At 38.4% G+C, this 16,443-nt stretch carries 15 protein-coding genes; 10 read left to right on the plus strand and 5 right to left on the minus strand.

Translation table 11 applies throughout. The features are described from left to right. Nucleotide 1 precedes the first annotated feature (1 nt). The 3 genes from Q0M21_RS07055 to Q0M21_RS07065 form a co-directional block, all read right to left on the minus strand. Nucleotides 2-394, minus strand: a complete 393-nt coding sequence (locus Q0M21_RS07055) for a putative quinol monooxygenase (RefSeq protein WP_295336245.1) — start codon at nt 392-394, stop codon at nt 2-4. A 102-nt stretch (nt 395-496) separates the two neighbouring features. Then, a complete protein-coding gene (locus tag Q0M21_RS07060; protein ID WP_295336247.1) occupies nt 497-877 on the minus strand; it encodes a RidA family protein in 381 nt (126 codons plus the stop codon). Nucleotides 878-921: 44 nt separating this feature from the next. After that, nucleotides 922-3,585, minus strand: a complete 2,664-nt coding sequence (locus tag Q0M21_RS07065; RefSeq protein WP_295336250.1) for a putative LPS assembly protein LptD — start codon at nt 3,583-3,585, stop codon at nt 922-924. Between the two features lie 134 nt (nt 3,586-3,719). Between Q0M21_RS07065 and Q0M21_RS07070 the strand changes: the two genes are divergently transcribed. The 10 genes from Q0M21_RS07070 (at nt 3,720) to Q0M21_RS07115 (ending at nt 14,901) form a co-directional block, all read left to right on the plus strand. Continuing rightward, complete coding sequence (locus Q0M21_RS07070; RefSeq protein WP_295336253.1) at nt 3,720-4,835, plus strand: N-acetylmuramoyl-L-alanine amidase; 1,116 nt, start codon at nt 3,720-3,722, stop codon at nt 4,833-4,835. 32 nt (nt 4,836-4,867) lie between these two features. After that, nucleotides 4,868-6,034 carry an N-acetylmuramoyl-L-alanine amidase gene (locus tag Q0M21_RS07075; protein WP_295336256.1) on the plus strand — a complete coding sequence of 389 codons (1,167 nt, stop codon included), beginning with the start codon at nt 4,868-4,870 and terminating at the stop codon, nt 6,032-6,034. 50 nt (nt 6,035-6,084) lie between these two features. Next, nucleotides 6,085-7,038: an MlaD family protein gene (locus tag Q0M21_RS07080; protein WP_295336260.1), complete on the plus strand. Its 954-nt coding sequence runs from the start codon at nt 6,085-6,087 to the stop codon at nt 7,036-7,038. An 11-nt stretch (nt 7,039-7,049) separates the two neighbouring features. Beyond that, nucleotides 7,050-8,357, plus strand: a complete 1,308-nt coding sequence (locus Q0M21_RS07085; RefSeq protein ID WP_295336262.1) for a (Fe-S)-binding protein — start codon at nt 7,050-7,052, stop codon at nt 8,355-8,357. Nucleotides 8,358-8,436: 79 nt separating this feature from the next. Continuing rightward, complete coding sequence (locus Q0M21_RS07090) at nt 8,437-8,883, plus strand: phosphoheptose isomerase (RefSeq protein ID WP_295336265.1); 447 nt, start codon at nt 8,437-8,439, stop codon at nt 8,881-8,883. 65 nt (nt 8,884-8,948) lie between these two features. Then, complete coding sequence (locus tag Q0M21_RS07095) at nt 8,949-9,740, plus strand: (Fe-S)-binding protein (RefSeq protein ID WP_295336268.1); 792 nt, start codon at nt 8,949-8,951, stop codon at nt 9,738-9,740. A 39-nt stretch (nt 9,741-9,779) separates the two neighbouring features. Further along, a complete protein-coding gene (locus Q0M21_RS07100) occupies nt 9,780-10,262 on the plus strand; it encodes an ABC transporter ATPase (protein WP_295336270.1) in 483 nt (160 codons plus the stop codon). Between the two features lie 13 nt (nt 10,263-10,275). Further along, nucleotides 10,276-13,278 (plus strand): glycoside hydrolase family 3 N-terminal domain-containing protein, encoded by a 3,003-nt coding sequence (locus Q0M21_RS07105; protein ID WP_295336272.1) that lies wholly within the window; start codon nt 10,276-10,278, stop codon nt 13,276-13,278. Between the two features lie 67 nt (nt 13,279-13,345). Next, nucleotides 13,346-14,488 carry an N-acetyl-alpha-D-glucosaminyl L-malate synthase BshA gene (bshA, locus tag Q0M21_RS07110; RefSeq protein WP_295336274.1) on the plus strand — a complete coding sequence of 381 codons (1,143 nt, stop codon included), beginning with the start codon at nt 13,346-13,348 and terminating at the stop codon, nt 14,486-14,488. Then, nucleotides 14,476-14,901 (plus strand): hypothetical protein, encoded by a 426-nt coding sequence (locus Q0M21_RS07115; protein WP_295336276.1) that lies wholly within the window; start codon nt 14,476-14,478, stop codon nt 14,899-14,901. Before bshA ends, Q0M21_RS07115 begins: the two co-directional genes overlap by 13 nt. A 51-nt stretch (nt 14,902-14,952) precedes the next feature. Here Q0M21_RS07115 and Q0M21_RS07120 read toward each other — a convergent pair whose 3' ends face one another. Together Q0M21_RS07120 and Q0M21_RS07125 are read right to left on the minus strand one after the other, a co-directional pair. Continuing rightward, nucleotides 14,953-15,441, minus strand: a complete 489-nt coding sequence (locus Q0M21_RS07120; RefSeq protein WP_295336279.1) for a hypothetical protein — start codon at nt 15,439-15,441, stop codon at nt 14,953-14,955. An 88-nt stretch (nt 15,442-15,529) separates the two neighbouring features. Further along, nucleotides 15,530-16,369, minus strand: a complete 840-nt coding sequence (locus Q0M21_RS07125; RefSeq protein ID WP_295336281.1) for a UDP-2,3-diacylglucosamine diphosphatase — start codon at nt 16,367-16,369, stop codon at nt 15,530-15,532. Between the last annotated feature and the right edge of the window lie 74 nt (nt 16,370-16,443).

The following is a 16,443-nucleotide window of genomic DNA, read 5'->3' on the forward strand; positions in this document are numbered from 1 at the left end:
TTTAACGAAACTCTTTGGCTACTTTCCACTGGGAAATCTCAGGCGGTCCGGCCAGAAAATTTCGTGCTTCTCCCATGAATTTTTGAAGATGCGGCGTTTGCATGTGCTCATTGTTGTAATAATCGGCATTATGCCATTCTTCGTAAAGTAAAATATTAGTCGCATCTTTCGGGTCAACGTGCAGTTTGATACTCATAAAGTGCGGTTCTTTTTTCACCTTTTCTATCAGTTGGGTCATTTGACCTATAGTTTCCTCACTTTTTCCGGCTTGGGTTTTATACTTGACTAAAACAATAAGACTATCATTAGTAAAGACTTTATCGTCATTCCAACTCAAGGCTACAAAAGCGATTAATAATACCAACAGCGGAAGTGTTTTTTGTAAAAGTTTCATAAGCGTAATTTTTAAGTTAAATCATTGATTATGAATTAAAAGTAATAAAAAAAATCCTTCGCAGAACACTACAAAGGATTATTATTTTAAGTCTGTCAAGCTCTATTTAATCGCTATCATCGAAATTTCGACATTCACATTTTTCGGCAAGCAGGCCACTTGAACTGTTTCTCTGGCTGGAGCCGTAGCTTCGTCAAAATAACCGCCGTAAACGGCATTAATTCGAGCAAAATCGCCCATATTCATAATAAAAATAGTCGTTTTAACTACATCTTCAAAAGTCATATCGGCTGCCGCTAAAACGGCTTTCATGTTTTCCATAACTTGTTTGGTTTCGGTCTCAATATCGTCTAAAACCAATTCCATGGTCTGCGGATGCAAAGCAATCTGACCCGAAGTATACAAAGTGTTACCTACTAAAACAGCTTGGTTATACGGTCCGATTGGTGCAGGCGCTTTGTCTGTAAAAATTATTTTTTTCATGATATATATTTTAAACTTCGTATTTCTAATTTCGTAAATCGTAGTTACCTTAAAGTTCTATCCGGTAACGAACGTTTGTCCCACTTGATATCGCTTAACACACCCGATTTGATTCCGATAAAGAATCCCCAGTAAGCATTGTCGCCAAACGGGACCCAATTAAAGTCCATGCGCCAACTCAACAAATCGCGTTCAAATCGGAATTGGGTAAATGTCACCCCTTTTTGTACAAAATCATATCCGGTAGAAACGCCGATTTTCCATTTCGGTGTTAAATCAGTATTCATGGAAACCATTAATGAATTACCAATGATTTTCTTTTCTCTGCGGTTGTTAGAATAAGTTAAGGCGTAGGCCAAATTCATGTCCCAAGGCAATTTGTAGTTGAAAAATTCCGAGACGGGGTTTTCCTTGTCGTTACTGTCATCAAATTGGCTTTCCCTTCGATCGCTCAAATCGGTGTTGGTACCAAATAAATCATCACTGCGTCCACCATTTCTCTCTCCTTGTGTGTTTTTCTTGTTATCACTTCCATCACTGCTTGCAAAAGTATAATTCAGCGTCAGATTGGCGCTTGTCATTCTGAACAAACTACCGCCGTTATCAATGTTCCATGTATTGATGCGTTGTCCGGCATTGTTAATAGCATACGGGTCAAGTGTTGCAGCAAAGTTAATGTTCATTTTCTGATTCAAGATCTGAGTTCCCCCGCTTACACGCATTGGTGCCCAACGCAACGAATCTGCTGTAATATCATAACTGGTCGAAAAGTTCAGGTTATTTAACAACATAATTTTTTTCGGCTCTGTTTGCGTTGAATCTTTATCGGTTACTTTCGCTTCAAAAGTGTTACTTAAAGTAAATCCTATGTTATTTGACATGTTTTGTCCCGGTGCCCCGAAAATTCCACCTTCAAAACGAGTGTATTCTTTTAACATGGTGCCACTGCCGTCAGGATCGTAAGTGTCGTAATATTTTGAAAAACTCGGCGTATAACTGTAGGAAATATTCGGACGCATTACGTGTCTGATGGCTTGGATTTTTTTCTTTTCGCCAAAATTAAAAGTACCGTAAATGGTAGTACCTAAGCCGGCCGAGAAAGAATAAGTTCTGAAGGCATCAAAACCGCGAACGTCGTTATTAACCACTGTATTTTGGGTGGCGTCAAATTGTTTTTGGATGGTTTTGAAATACCAAACTTCGTTGTAATTAACCGATGTAGAGGCACTGAAGTATTTAAAGATTTTGAAATTGGTACTCAAAGGGATGCTGTGCTGGAAACCTAACAAAGCATTTTCAAACATTTCCGGTTTGAAGAACAAAGAATCGGTGGTTTGAATTCGGTTTTCGCCTCTTAAATTGTATTGTAAATTGATGTTTTTGAAGAACCCTTTTTTAGCTCCATCTTTCGGAGCAAAAGGGAATATACGGTCCACGCTCATTTGAAGCGTCGGTAAAGTCATATTGATTTGTTCCGTATTCGTATTCTGTGAGTGAGTAGCCGTTAAGGATAGATTCACCTGTGGTACGGAATTGAAGGTTTTGGAATAAGAAATCGAAGAACTCAAGGTGTTGTTCAAAGTCGATCCCACGTTAATTTGGTTCAATGATCGTCGGAAATAAGTGCTGCTTCCTAAGTTAACCGAAGCTGAAAATCGGGAATTCGGATTAGACTTACTGTCTTTAGAATGCGACCATTGAATATTGTAAATATTGCTTCTTGCGTAGTCGGGATATCCTCTTTCGCTATTGATGAGGTTCTCAAATCGGAAATTCAAATTTCCGTTGAATTTATATCGTTTGCCGTAAGACGATTGAAAACGGAAGCCGTAACTTCCATTAGTGTAATAATCTCCCAAAATGGCTAAATCATAATAATCGCTCAAGGCAAAATAGTAACCGCCGTTTTGTAACGAAAAACCTCTGGTGTTGCTATCGTTGTAAGTAGGCATAATGATACCCGAACGTGCTTTGTCGGTCATAGGAAAAAAAGCAAAAGGCAAAGCCAAAGGTGTCGGAACATCGGCAATAACCATATTGGTTAATCCAACCACGACTTTCTTACCGGGAACTAATTTTACCTTATTGGTTTGGAAGTAATATTCCGGATTTTCAATGTCTTTTGACGTGGTGAAACGTGCGCCTTTCATAAAGTAAACCGAATCGTTTTCTTTTTTGGTTATGGCAGCTTTGACTTTGAATTCGCCTTGGTCGGTTCGGGAATTCCATACCAAAGCTTTTTTGGTTTTGAAGTTAAAACGAATAGAATCAGGTTCTACCACATTGCTTCCTTGTTTGAAAACAGGAAGTTGGGTGTATTTTCCGGTGGAGTCTTTAATTCTTCCGGCATAGACTTCGTCCTTTTCGTAATCAATTACGATAATCCCCGATTTTAACTCGATGTCCTGATAATAAACTTCTGCTTTGTTGTACAAGGTAATCAGCTTCTTTTTTTGGTCGAGTTTTTCGTAGTCTACCGCTTTTCTCTTGATTTTATCTTCAATTACAGATTTTTTGGGTTTTACGCTGTCTTTTTTGGTAGAGTCAATCACCTTAGTCAGTTCAGATATCACGACTTTAGTGCTATCTGCTTGGTTTTTAGCCGGAAAGCTTCCGCTTTTTGGAGGAGTATCTTGCGAATATATTTTTTGGATTCCTACTGTTAGGAAAATTGTTAAAAAAACGATATAAATTAACTTTCTTTGCAAAGGTTTAATGCTATTTTTGTAGAAGTATGGCTTGGTTTTTGACGGGACAAACTTAAACAATATTTTCGGTCAAAAATAAGGAAATAATGATTTTATAACCTTTCGGTTTTAATTAAAATTAACTTTTAGATTTAATGCTTTTGTTTACAAACAGAAATATATTTTTACTGTTGCTGTCGTTTTGTGTTTTTACGAGTTTCGCTCAGAAAAAAAACGCAAAGTTTACAGTGGTCTTGGATGCCGGACATGGCGGAAAGGATCCGGGTAATTCTTATCATGGTTTTGTGGAGAAAGAAATCGCCCTTAAAACAACTTTAAAAGTGGGTGAGTTACTCGAAAAACAGAAAGATTTTGAAGTAGTGTACACCCGAAAATCAGATGTTTTTATAGAATTGGTTAATCGCCCGAAAGTGGCTAATAAAATTAATGCCGATCTGTTTGTTTCTATTCATTGTAATTCAGTTACCAATCAAACTCCTTCAGGAACTGAGACTTTTGTAATGGGACTGTCGCGCAGTAATATGAACTTGGAAGTCGCCAAAAAAGAAAACTCGGTAATTTTACTCGAGGACAATTACAAAAAAACATATGAAGGCTTTGATCCGCACAAACCCGAAAGTTTGGCCGGTTTGAAAATTGTTCAGGAAGAAAATTTAAACAGCAGCATCAGTTTGGCATCTTTGATTCAGGACAATTTTACGTATAATTTGAGTCGGAAAACCCGAGGCGTGAAACAACAACCTTTATGGGTTTTGGATGCGGCTTACATGCCTGGAGTTTTAATCGAATTAGGTTTTTTGTCTAACAAAGAAGAAGGCGAGTATTTGAATTCAGAAGATGGACAAAGTCAAATGGCAGAACAAATTGCTAAAGCCATCATTGCATATCAGAAAGAGTTTTTTAACGATATTGTCGTTCAAAGCGATAAAACAGACTTGGTAAATCAGAAACCCAAAAAAGAGGAAGTAGTCGATAAACAATCGGAATCGATTCCTGTTTCGGCTACAGAAAACGGTAAGTACAAGATACAACTTTTTGCTTCTTCTAAAAAAAGAGCCGTAACTTCGCCTGATTTTAAAGGACTGAAAGAGATTTCGTTTACTTTCGATAACAACTTGTACAAGTATTTTTACGGTAGTGTGACCGATTTGAATGAAGCCAAAAAGTTGTGCCAACAGGCTAAAAAAAGTGGTTTTTCGGATGCATTTGTAGTCATGGTTACCGATGGAAAGACATCAGCAATTAAATAATTTAAAAACAATTTTTGAAAGTGATAAAACCAATGAAAGGATTCAACGTAGTTGTAGGTGCGATTTTATTATTCATTTCTAACTTAATAGTAGCCCAATCGGGAGAAAAATTCAAAGTAGCTTTAGACGCCGGTCACGGTGCACACGACTTTGGTGCCGTATATCACGGTCATATCGAGAAAAATATTGCTTTGGCCGTAGTGCTTAAAGTGGGTAAGATTCTCGAAAAAAATTCAGGGATTGAAGTCATTTATACCCGAAAGACAGATGTTTTTATCGATTTGATTGAGCGAGCCAATATTGCAAACAGAGCCGATGCTAATATTTTTGTTTCCATACATTGTAATGCGAATAAGAATACCGCTGCTTGTGGTTCCGAGACTTATGTAATGGGTATGTCTAAAAACGCTTCCAACTTAGAAGCTGCTAAAAAAGAGAATGAGGTAATCACTATGGAGAAAGATTACAAACAAAAATACCAAGGTTTCGATCCGAAATCGCCCGAGACCTTTATTGGTTTAGTGGTACAACAAGAAGAATTTATGGAAGGCAGTATTGCTTTGGCCGGAAATGTTCAGGAATTCTTCATGAAAGCCGGCTCCAAAAGTCGTGGTGTAAAACAAGCGCCTTTTATGGTTTTGCACAAAGCCTATATGCCGAGAGTGTTGATAGAAATGGGTTTTATCTCTAATCCGGAAGAAGGCAGTCGATTGGATTCCGAATCAGGTCAGGATGCAATGGCGGAAGCAATTGCTAATGCCATTATTAAATACAAAAAAGAGTTTTACGGTACCGGTGAAGGCGAAACAACCGTGAAGCCTTCCCAAAAAGTTGAAAATATCAAAGTAGTTGATTCTCCTGCGGTTGCTAAAACCACTAAAGCACCGGAAGTAAAAAAGCCGGAAACGAAAACCGAACCGAAACCTGAAGCAATCACTCCAGGCGTAGCTATTTTTAAGGTGCAATTATCAGCTAGTGGAACTAAGTTAGATCCTATACCAAGTAATTTTAAAGGTTTGAATAACATTTCAGTGGCCAATGAAGGTTCTTTATACAAATATATGTATGGAGAAACCTCAAGTTATGAAGAAGCCAAAAGGTTATTAGCCGAGGCCAAAGCCAAAGGTTTTACATCCGCTTTCGTAATCGCTTTTAAAAATGGTAAAAAAGTCTCTGTGCAAGAAGCTTTAAAACAATAATAACAAGGAGTTTTAGTATTTTATTTTAACTTTGTAAAAAAAAATCAGCTTTGAAAATCACCAGAGAAATTAAAACAGCCATTCTAGTAATTGCCTCTATTTTATTGTTTATTTGGGGTTATAGCTTCTTAAAAGGAAGAGATTTATTGTCAAGTTATAATAAATATTACGTCAGCTATGCCAATGTAGATGGTTTGGTTGTTGCTGCACCGGTTACTATTAACGGATTGACGGTTGGAAAAGTGAATTCCATCGCTTTGCAGGACGATTGGACTTCCTTAGTGGAACTTCAAATAAACGGCGATTATCAAATCCCGAAGAACAGTGTGGCCGAATTGTATTCTCCCGGACCCATCGGCGGTAAACAAATTGCCATCTTACCCAACACGGAAACTCAGGAAATTGCTGCTTCAGGTGATTTTTTAAAGTCGGCTAACAAGTTAGGACTAACCGAAGAAGTGTCCAACCAAATCAAACCTATCAAAGAAAAATTGGATAAAGTTTTGGAAAATGCCAATATGATGTTGGTCAACATCAATCAGGTATTAGACGAAAAAACCAAGCAAAATCTCAGAGGTAGTTTAGAAAGCCTAAATGCAACTTTAGCCGAGTTTAAAGAAGCATCTGCAACCGTTAACGGAATGCTGGCAGAAAACAAAGGGAAAATCAATACTACAATGACAAACTTCGAGAAAACATCAGCCAATTTGACGATAATGTCTGATTCGTTAGCCAAAGCCAATATCGCGCAAACGGTTAAAAATCTCGAAAAAACATTAGCTAGCGTAGACAAGCTAATGGCCGATATGCAGTCCGGAAAAGGAACTTTAGGCAAGTTAGCTAAAGATGAAGCGCTCTACAACAACTTCGCCAAAAGTTCCAAAGAGTTAGAATTGCTTTTGCAAGATTTACGATTGAACCCAACCCGTTATATCAATGTTTCGCTTTTCGGTAAGAAAAACAAACCATATAAAGCGCCGGTTAACGACACTATTACCAAGTAAAATATCATTTTATGCTGTACATCGACAACATACTTTTTGCCTTAATCTTGATAGCCGGAATTGGTTTTTTTGCCCAAAACGTAAAGAAACTCAAACGCAATATTAATTTGGGTCGCGATGTAAATCGCACTGACAATAGTTCAGCTCGCTGGAAAAATATGGCTATGGTTGCTTTAGGGCAATCTAAAATGGCAAAAAGACCAATAGCTGCCTTTTTGCACTTAATAGTGTATGTGGGCTTTATTATCATCAATTTAGAAGTACTCGAAATCATTATCGATGGTTTGTTCGGAACACACAGGGTGTTTTCTTTTATGGGCGGATTTTACGGTTTTCTAATCGGTTCATTTGAAGTTTTAGCCGTATTGGTTTTGGTAGCTGTAGCTGCTTTTTGGATTAGAAGAAATGTTCTCAACATTGGTCGATTCAGGAGTTCGGATTTGAATGGCGCTCCTAAAAAAGACGCCAACACTATCTTGTATTTTGAAGTAGTCTTGATGTCGTTATTCTTAATCATGAATGCCTTTGATTTGCATTTTCAGGATATGAATTCCGGAAATATCATCTCACAATTTTTAGCCCCTTCACCGGACACTTTTTCTTTAGAGGCCGTGACCATTATTGAAAGAACCGCTTGGTGGTTGCACATAGTTGGGATTTTGATTTTCTTGAACTATTTGTACTATTCCAAACATTTACACATTTTATTGGCTTTCCCGAATACATATTTTGCGGATTTGAATGCCAAAGGCAAATTCGACAACTTGGAAAGCGTAACCAAAGAAGTAAAATTAATGATGGATCCGAATGCCGATCCGTTTGCGGCTCCACCGGTGGATGAAAATGCGGTGCCAAGTAAATTTGGAGCTTCGGACGTGCAAGATTTGAATTGGGTTCAATTGCTCAATGCTTACACTTGTACCGAGTGCGGCCGTTGTACTTCCTCTTGTCCGGCCAACCAAACCGGGAAGAAATTATCGCCGCGAAAAATTATGATGGACACCCGCGATCGTTTGGAAGAAGTTGGAAAAAATATGGATGCCAACAAAGGCGTATTTGTACCGGACGGTAAGTCGTTATTAAACGATTACATTACTACCGAAGAACTTTGGGCTTGTACTTCCTGCAACGCTTGTGTGGAAGAATGTCCTGTAAACATCAGTCCGTTATCGATTATTATGGATATGAGAAGGTATTTGGTTATGGAACAAAGTGCCGCACCGCAATCCTTAAACGCCATGATGACCAACATAGAAAACAATGGCGCACCATGGCAATACAACCAAATGGATCGCTTGAACTGGAAAGACGAAAATTAATTATAAAAGGATAAATTCTCATATTTGTGAGGCTTGGGAATTTGTTGAATGAATTTGAAAAACTATAAAAAGTAACCCAATGAAAGCGGAAGACATCGAGAAAAAATTACAAAGCATCACAGAGAATGGCCAACAGTTAAGTCCGATTTTACCGGAAGGCATCAAGAATTATTTAATCGACATCGACGGAACGATTTGTGATGACATTCCGAACGAAGAACCGGAAAGAATGCTAACCGCGGAAGTCTATCCCGACGCTTTAGCTACCTTGAACAAATGGTATGATGAAGGACATATTATCTTCTTCTTCACCTCAAGAACAGAAGCACACAGAGAATACACCGAGCGTTGGTTAAAACAACACGGATTTAAATACCATGGTATTTTATTTGGAAAGCCACGCGGCGGTAATTACCATTGGATTGACAATCACTTGGTAAAAGCCACGCGTTACCGAGGCAAGTTCACCGATTTGGTAGACAAAGAAGTAACCATTCAAGTGTTCGACGACGAGCACCACGAGTAATATCAAATATTAGATATTAGATATCAAAATTTGAATATCAAATATCATAAATCTAAAAATTGATTATGTCAGAAGTATTAAACGTGCCGACTATGGCAGAAATGATGGCTCAAGGCAAGCAACCCGAAGTATTGTTTTGGGTAGGTTGTGCCGGAAGTTTTGACGACAGGGCCAAAAAAATCACTAAGGCTTTCGTGCGCATTCTAAATCGCGCCAAAGTAGAGTTTGCCGTTTTAGGAACTGAAGAAAGTTGTACCGGTGATCCGGCCAAACGCGCCGGCAACGAATTTTTGTTTCAAATGCAAGCCATGATGAATATCGAGGTATTAAATGCTTACGAAGCCAAAAAAATCGTTACCGCTTGTCCGCATTGTTTCAATACTTTAAAAAATGAATATCCGGAATTGGGTGGCACTTATGAAGTGGTTCACCATACCGAATTTTTAAAACAACTTTTAGATTCGGGTCGATTAACTATCGAAGGCGGCCAATTTAAAGGTAAAAAAATCACTTTCCACGATCCGTGTTATTTGGGACGCGCCAATAATGTGTATGAAGCACCAAGAGATTTGATTCAGAAATTAGATGCTGAGTTAGTCGAAATGAAACGCTCTCGTGCCAATGGATTGTGTTGTGGTGCCGGAGGTGCTCAAATGTTCAAGGAACCTGAAAATGGGAACAAAGACATCAACGTGGAAAGAACGGAAGATGCTTTAGAAACCAAAGCCGAAATCATTGCAGCCGGTTGTCCGTTTTGCAACACCATGATGACCGACGGTGTAAAAGCCAAAGAGCAAGAAGGCAACGTAAAAGTGATGGACGTAGCCGAACTTATCGCGAATGCACAAGATTTATAATGCTGTAATCTCAATTATTAATACCCAATCATCAATCTCATGTTTGTACCTTTTGAAAATCTACCCGAAGAATCCCGAATTTGGATTTATCAGTCCAATCGCAAATTTTCAGATGATGAGATGACTGAAATCGAACAAGATTTGAAAGCATTTCTCGAGAATTGGTCAGCTCACGGTACCGGATTGGAAGCCTCTTATTTGCTCAAATACAATCGTTTTATTATTATAGCAGTCAATCAAGAAGTGCAACAAGCCACCGGTTGTTCTATTGACACTTCGGTTTCTTTTATCCAAAGTTTAGAGCAAAAATACCAAGTAGACTTGTTGGATAAAATGAATGTTACTTTTAAAAACGGAGAGCACATCGCACATAAATCGCTTATCGATTTTAAACGCATGGCCAAAGAGAAAGCCGTAACGGCCAATACTATAGTGTTTAATAATTTGGTTAATACCATCGAAGAGTTCAACGAAAGCTGGGAAGTTCCTGCTGCCGACAGTTGGCATAGTCGTTTCTTTTAATTTCCGTTTTTTCATGAAGCAGTTTTTGTTCAGAATAGCAGTATTCAGCGCTTTGTTGTTTTTGGTTACGAATTGTTCGACTACCAAGGACAAAAAGTCGTTTGTAACCCTGAGCAAAGCCGGCATCGCAGAAGACGAAGAAATTTACATTCCTCATCTTAAATCGGAGCGAAAAAACTTTTTCCCCGAGACCTTAGCCGAAAGCCAATGGGTTGACAGCATCTACAACCAAATGACTTTTGATGAAAAAGTAGGGCAGTTGTTTATGGTGGCAGCTTATTCTAACAAAGATTCCATTCACACCAATGCAATCAAAAAGTTGGTACGCGATTATAAAATCGGTGGCGTAATTTTCTTTCAAGGCGGTCCGAGAAGACAAGCGCGTTTAACCAACCAATACCAATCATTAGCCAAAGTGCCGCTGTTTATTGGGATCGATGCCGAATGGGGCATGAGCATGCGTCTGGATTCTACGTTTCGCTATCCGTTCAACATGACTTTAGGCGCTGTCAAAGATTTGAAATTGGTTGAGAAAGTCGGAGTAGCCATGGCTAAAGAAAGCAAAAGAATGGGTGTACACTTTAATTTTGCACCGGTTTTAGACATCAATACCAATCCCAAAAATCCGATTATCGGTTTTCGTTCTTTTGGCGAAAATAAAGTTAATGTTGCCGAACACGCCATCGCATTAATGAACGGAACTCAAAGCCAAGGCATATTTGCCACGGGGAAACACTTTCCGGGTCACGGCGATACTTCAACAGATTCACATCATACTTTACCGGTAGTTAATGCCTCTGCAGAGCATATCGAAAAAGTAGAATTGTATCCTTATAAACGTATGTTCGATGAAGGTTTGGTTTCTGTAATGGTCGCACATTTGAATGTGCCGAGTTTAGAGCCGCGCGAAGGCTATCCGACTTCTATTTCGCAACCCGTAGTCACCAATTTGTTGAAAAATGAAATGGGTTTCGAAGGCTTGATTTTTACCGATGCCTTGAATATGAAAGGAGCCAGTAATTTTAAAAAGCCCGGAGATATTGATTTGGAAGCCTTTATGGCCGGAAACGATATTTTGCTTTTTGCCGAGAATGTGCCTTTGGCAGTCGATAAAATCAGAGCTGCTTTTCAACAAGGATTGGTTACTGAGAATCGTTTGGCCGAATCGGTTAAAAAAATATTGCGATACAAATTCAAAGCCGGATTGCACCAATACGAACCGGTAGAAGAAATCAATTTGTACAACGATTTGAATCCGAAATCTAATCTTTCTTTGCAGTACGAACTCTACGAAAATGCGGTGACAGTGGTTAAGAATGACGGAATTTTGCCGATTCGCAATTTGAATCAAAAGATAGCCTACGTGAAAATAGGTGAAGACCACAACAGTGCTTTTGTCAATACGTTAAAGAAATATACCGAAGTTACCGAAGTGTCAGATGCCAATCCGGATTCTCTTATGGTCAAGTTGGCTGATTTCGAAACAGTTATTGTAGGTTATCACAAATCGGATAAAGCCTGGTGGAAATCGCATGAGTTTACGGAAGCCGAGTTGCAGTTGATTGCGAATATTGGCGCCCAAAAGAAAGTGGTTTTAGATTGTTTTACCAAACCGTACACCTTATCTAAAATTCAAAATTTTGAAACTATTGAAGGCGTTATTGTTTCTTATCAAAATGCTGAAATAGCTCAGGAAGTTTCGGCTGAATTGATTTTTGGTGCGATTGAATCCAAAGGAAAGTTATCGGTTTCCATTAACGATGAATACAAAGCCGGACACGGATTAACCACAGAGAAGTTAAATCGTTTAGGATTTTCCACACCAGAGAATATGGGAATGAGTTCGGAAAAGCTCAATCAAATCGAAAAATTAGCCATCAAGGCCATCGACGGAAAAATGGCACCCGGAATGCAAGTTTTGGTAGCGCGTAAAGGCAAAGTGGTTTATCAAAAATCATTCGGTTACCAAACTTATGACAACAAGGTAAGGGTGAAGAACACGGATTTGTATGATGTAGCTTCTTTAACTAAAGTCATAGCTACTTTGCCCAACGTGATGCAGTTGTACGATCGTAAAAAGGTGCGCTTAGAAACCACTTTAGGTGAAATGTTGCCTAGTTTTCAAGGTTCCAACAAAGCTTCCATTGATTTTAAAACTTTGTTGTCACATTACGGACAACTCCAGGCCTGGATTCCGTTTTACAAAGCTACTGTTGGAGCCGATAAAAAGCCTTTGGAAAGATATTACAGAAAAACGGCAGTTCCGGGGTTTACTAAAAGAGTAACTGACAGTCTGTACCTACGTGACGACTACCACGATAGCATCATGAAGCAAATTATCGATAGTCCGTTACTCGATAAAAAAGAATACAAATACAGCGATTTTACCTTCATCATTCTCAAACAATATTTAGAAAAGAAAACCGGAAAATCTCTAGATCAACTCACTTACGAGAATTTCTACCAATCGTTGGGAATGAATTACACTTTGTATAATCCGTTGACTAAGTTCGATAAAAGTCTGATTGCACCTACGGAGGAAGATAATTATTTCCGCCAAACAACTATTCAAGGCTATGTACACGATATGGAAGCCGCTATGGAAGGTGGCGTTGCCGGTCATGCCGGTGTTTTTTCCAATGCCTTGGATGTGGCGAAAATGATGCAATTGTTTTTGCAAAAAGGGCAATACGGTGGCGTTACTTATTTTTCTCCTGAAACTTTTGACGTATTCAATACCTGTCATTTCTGTGCCGAAGGCAATCGCAGAGGCTTAGGATTTGATAAACCACAACTCAGCGGTGGTGGTCCAACTTGCGGTTGTGTTTCCAAATCAAGTTTCGGACATACCGGATTTACAGGAACCATAGCTTGGGCTGATCCTGAAACAGAAATAGTTTATGTGTTCTTGTCCAACAGAACTTACCCGGATTCAAATTTACCGAACAAACTTTCTAAAGAAAACATTCGTGAAGAAATTCAAAAAGTAATTCAAGACGCCATCATAGTCCACTGATTCTTTAACGCTTTTTTACCAAATCACATCGCTATTTTCTTTAAATTCGTACCAACAAAAACAGTTTATGAAAATAGCCATAGTTTGCTATCCTACATTTGGAGGTAGCGGTGTTGTAGCCACAGAACTCGGACTCGAATTAGCCCATCGCGGTCATGAAATTCATTTTATTACTTACCGTCAGCCGGTGCGTTTGGCCCTTCTAAATCCTAACGTACATTACCACGAGGTAAATGTACCTGAATATCCGCTGTTTCATTACCAACCCTACGAATTGGCCTTGTCTAGTAAGCTGGTGGATATGGTAAAATTGTACAAGATAGAAGTCCTGCACGTACATTATGCTATTCCGCACGCATACGCCGGCTATATGGCTAAGCAAATGTTGAAAGACGAAGGCATCAATATTCCAATGGTAACTACATTGCACGGTACCGATATTACCTTAGTTGGCAATCATCCTTTTTACAAACCGGCAGTGAGTTTCAGTATCAATAAATCCGATGTAGTTACTTCGGTATCGCAAAGTTTAAAAGACGATACTTACAACTTGTTTCCCATTGAAAAAGACATACATGTAATTCCGAATTTTATCGAGTTGGATAAGACCAGAAATGAGAGTTTGATTTCTTGTCAGCGTTCGGTTATGGCTCAAAAAGAAGAGCGAATCGTAACGCACATCAGTAATTTCAGAAAGGTAAAACGCATTCCGGATGTTGTCAAAATCTTTTATAAAATTCAGCAACAAATTCCGGCTAAACTAATGATGGTTGGCGACGGACCTGAAAAAGCCAAAGCCGAAGAACTTTGTGAAGAATTAGGCATACAAGACAAAGTTATTTTCTTTGGAAACAGTAACGAGATTGACCAAATTTTGTCGTATTCTGACTTATTTTTATTACCGTCGGAAACCGAAAGTTTCGGATTGGCAGCTTTGGAAGCAATGGCTTGGAGCGTACCGGTTATCTCCAGTAATTCAGGCGGTTTACCCGAAGTGAATTTTGACGGTGAATCCGGTTATTTGAGCAATGTAGGTGATATTGATAATATGGCTGAGAATGCTTTGAAGATTTTAAAAGACGACAAAATACTTGAGCAATTCAGAACCAATGCTTTGAATATTGCCAAACGATTTGACATTAAAAACATATTACCGCTTTATGAAAATTTGTATATTCAAGCCATAAAAGAAACCCGATGCGAAAAATAATTTCCTTATTGGCCTTTATAGCACTGTATTCGTGTTCCACTTCAAAAGCAACAGCACCATTGCCATTGTATGAAGTCTTGGTAACCAATAATGATGGTGGTGCTAACATCAAGTTTTATGAAATTCTTACTGAACCCAAAGAAATCATGATGCTTTTGGGAGATGAAACGCTACAAAAGAAAATCAAATCGCAAGATACCCAGAAAAGCAGTTTTATTATTCTTAATTCCGGACCGACAAAAGAGACTTACAATAGGGTGAAGGTTGAAAAAGTGGTTGAAACTCCCACAGAGATTGTGGTCTATGTTAAAGACACTCAAAAGCCAACTGAGGCGGATTTGAGTAACGAAAATATTATCTATCCTTACACCATTATCAAAATCAATTCGAAGAAACCCATAGTTATCAAATAAAAAAAATCCCGATTTTCAAAGAATCGGGATTTTTTTTATTTCATTTTTAAATTACCAACGGTAACGGATACTCAAAGCAATGTCCGGTCCGAAACTGTCTTCTCTGTAGTCGTCAGAATTAAAATAAATTTCAGGTCTGAAGTCCAAAGACAATTGAAGCGGAATGTCGAAGTTGTATTCAATACCGATGTCACCGGCTGCTAACAAAATAGTTCCGTTTTCATCGAAACCATTGTCCTTATAACTCCAACTTCCGATACCACCACCAACTCCGGCATACCAATTGAAGCCTCCGTCAATATTCCAAACCCATTGGTACAAACCAACCAATTTAAAAGCATCGACATTTTGACTGTTTCTCCAACCCAAATCAAGCTCTAAACGATTGTTTTTAGACAAACCTCTTTGGTATGAAACTTCACCACCAAATCCATCGTTGTCTCCCAAACGTAATCCTAAGGCATTTTTTGAAATGTCTTGAGCCTGCGCGCTGAATGCTAATCCGATTAGCATAAAAGCTGATAAAATGATTTTCTTCATAAATGTGTTTTTTTGTTAATACAAATATACTCATTAACGAGGAAAAATGCCGATTATTGTTAATAGTAGTCTTATATTTTTGTTAAAATTATTTCTGCTCCTTAGATAAAATGATAGAGGCAATAAGCTGTTGTTCTATATAATTTTCCATATCAGACCAATCCTCTTCTTCCTCTTCTAGTTCGGTGTAGTCTTCATAACGGTATAGTTTCCAACGTTTTTTGTGGTATTCTAAAGCAGTTAGGTTTTCTACCCAATCCCCTGAATTTAAGTACAAAGTAGCACCGTTTTTATTTTCTTTTTTTTCAATTTTAGGTTCGTGAATATGGCCGCAAATAACATAGTCATAATTTTTTTCGATGGCCAAATCAGTCGCCGTATTCTCGAAATCGGAAATGTGTTTGACGGCTTTTTTAACTCCGGCTTTGATTTTTTTAGAAAACGAATAAGGTTCTTTTCCCATTTTTTTCAAACACCAATTGATGAAGCGATTCAGTAAAATGAGATAATCGTAGCCGATACCACCGAGTTTGGCTATCCATTTGGAATGTTGGACAGAGGCATCAAATACATCTCCGTGAAATATCCAGGCCTTTTTATGATCGAGTTCTAAAACGAGTTTGTCCACGACTTTAAAATTTCCGATAGAAGTATCACTGAATTTTCGTAGGAATTCATCGTGATTCCCTGTAATATAATACACCTGAGTACCTTTAGAAGCTAAGTTGATAATCTTTTGGATTACCTTTAAATGCGACTTCGGAAAATAGGATTTTCGAAATTGCCAAATATCGATGATGTCACCGTTTAAGATTAATATTTTGGGTTTGATGGAGGATAAGTAATAACCCAATTCGTGCGCATGAGCTCCAAAAGTACCAAGGTGAACATCGGAAATCACCACTACATCCGTTTTTCTTTTTTTCAAAATAATTGCTTTTAAGGTTTTCCAAATTAACTATTAAGATGTTAGTCTAAGTTTACCTAAGGATTAACTTTTGA

Source organism: Flavobacterium sp., assembly GCF_024710485.1.
GTDB lineage: Bacteria > Bacteroidota > Bacteroidia > Flavobacteriales > Flavobacteriaceae > Flavobacterium.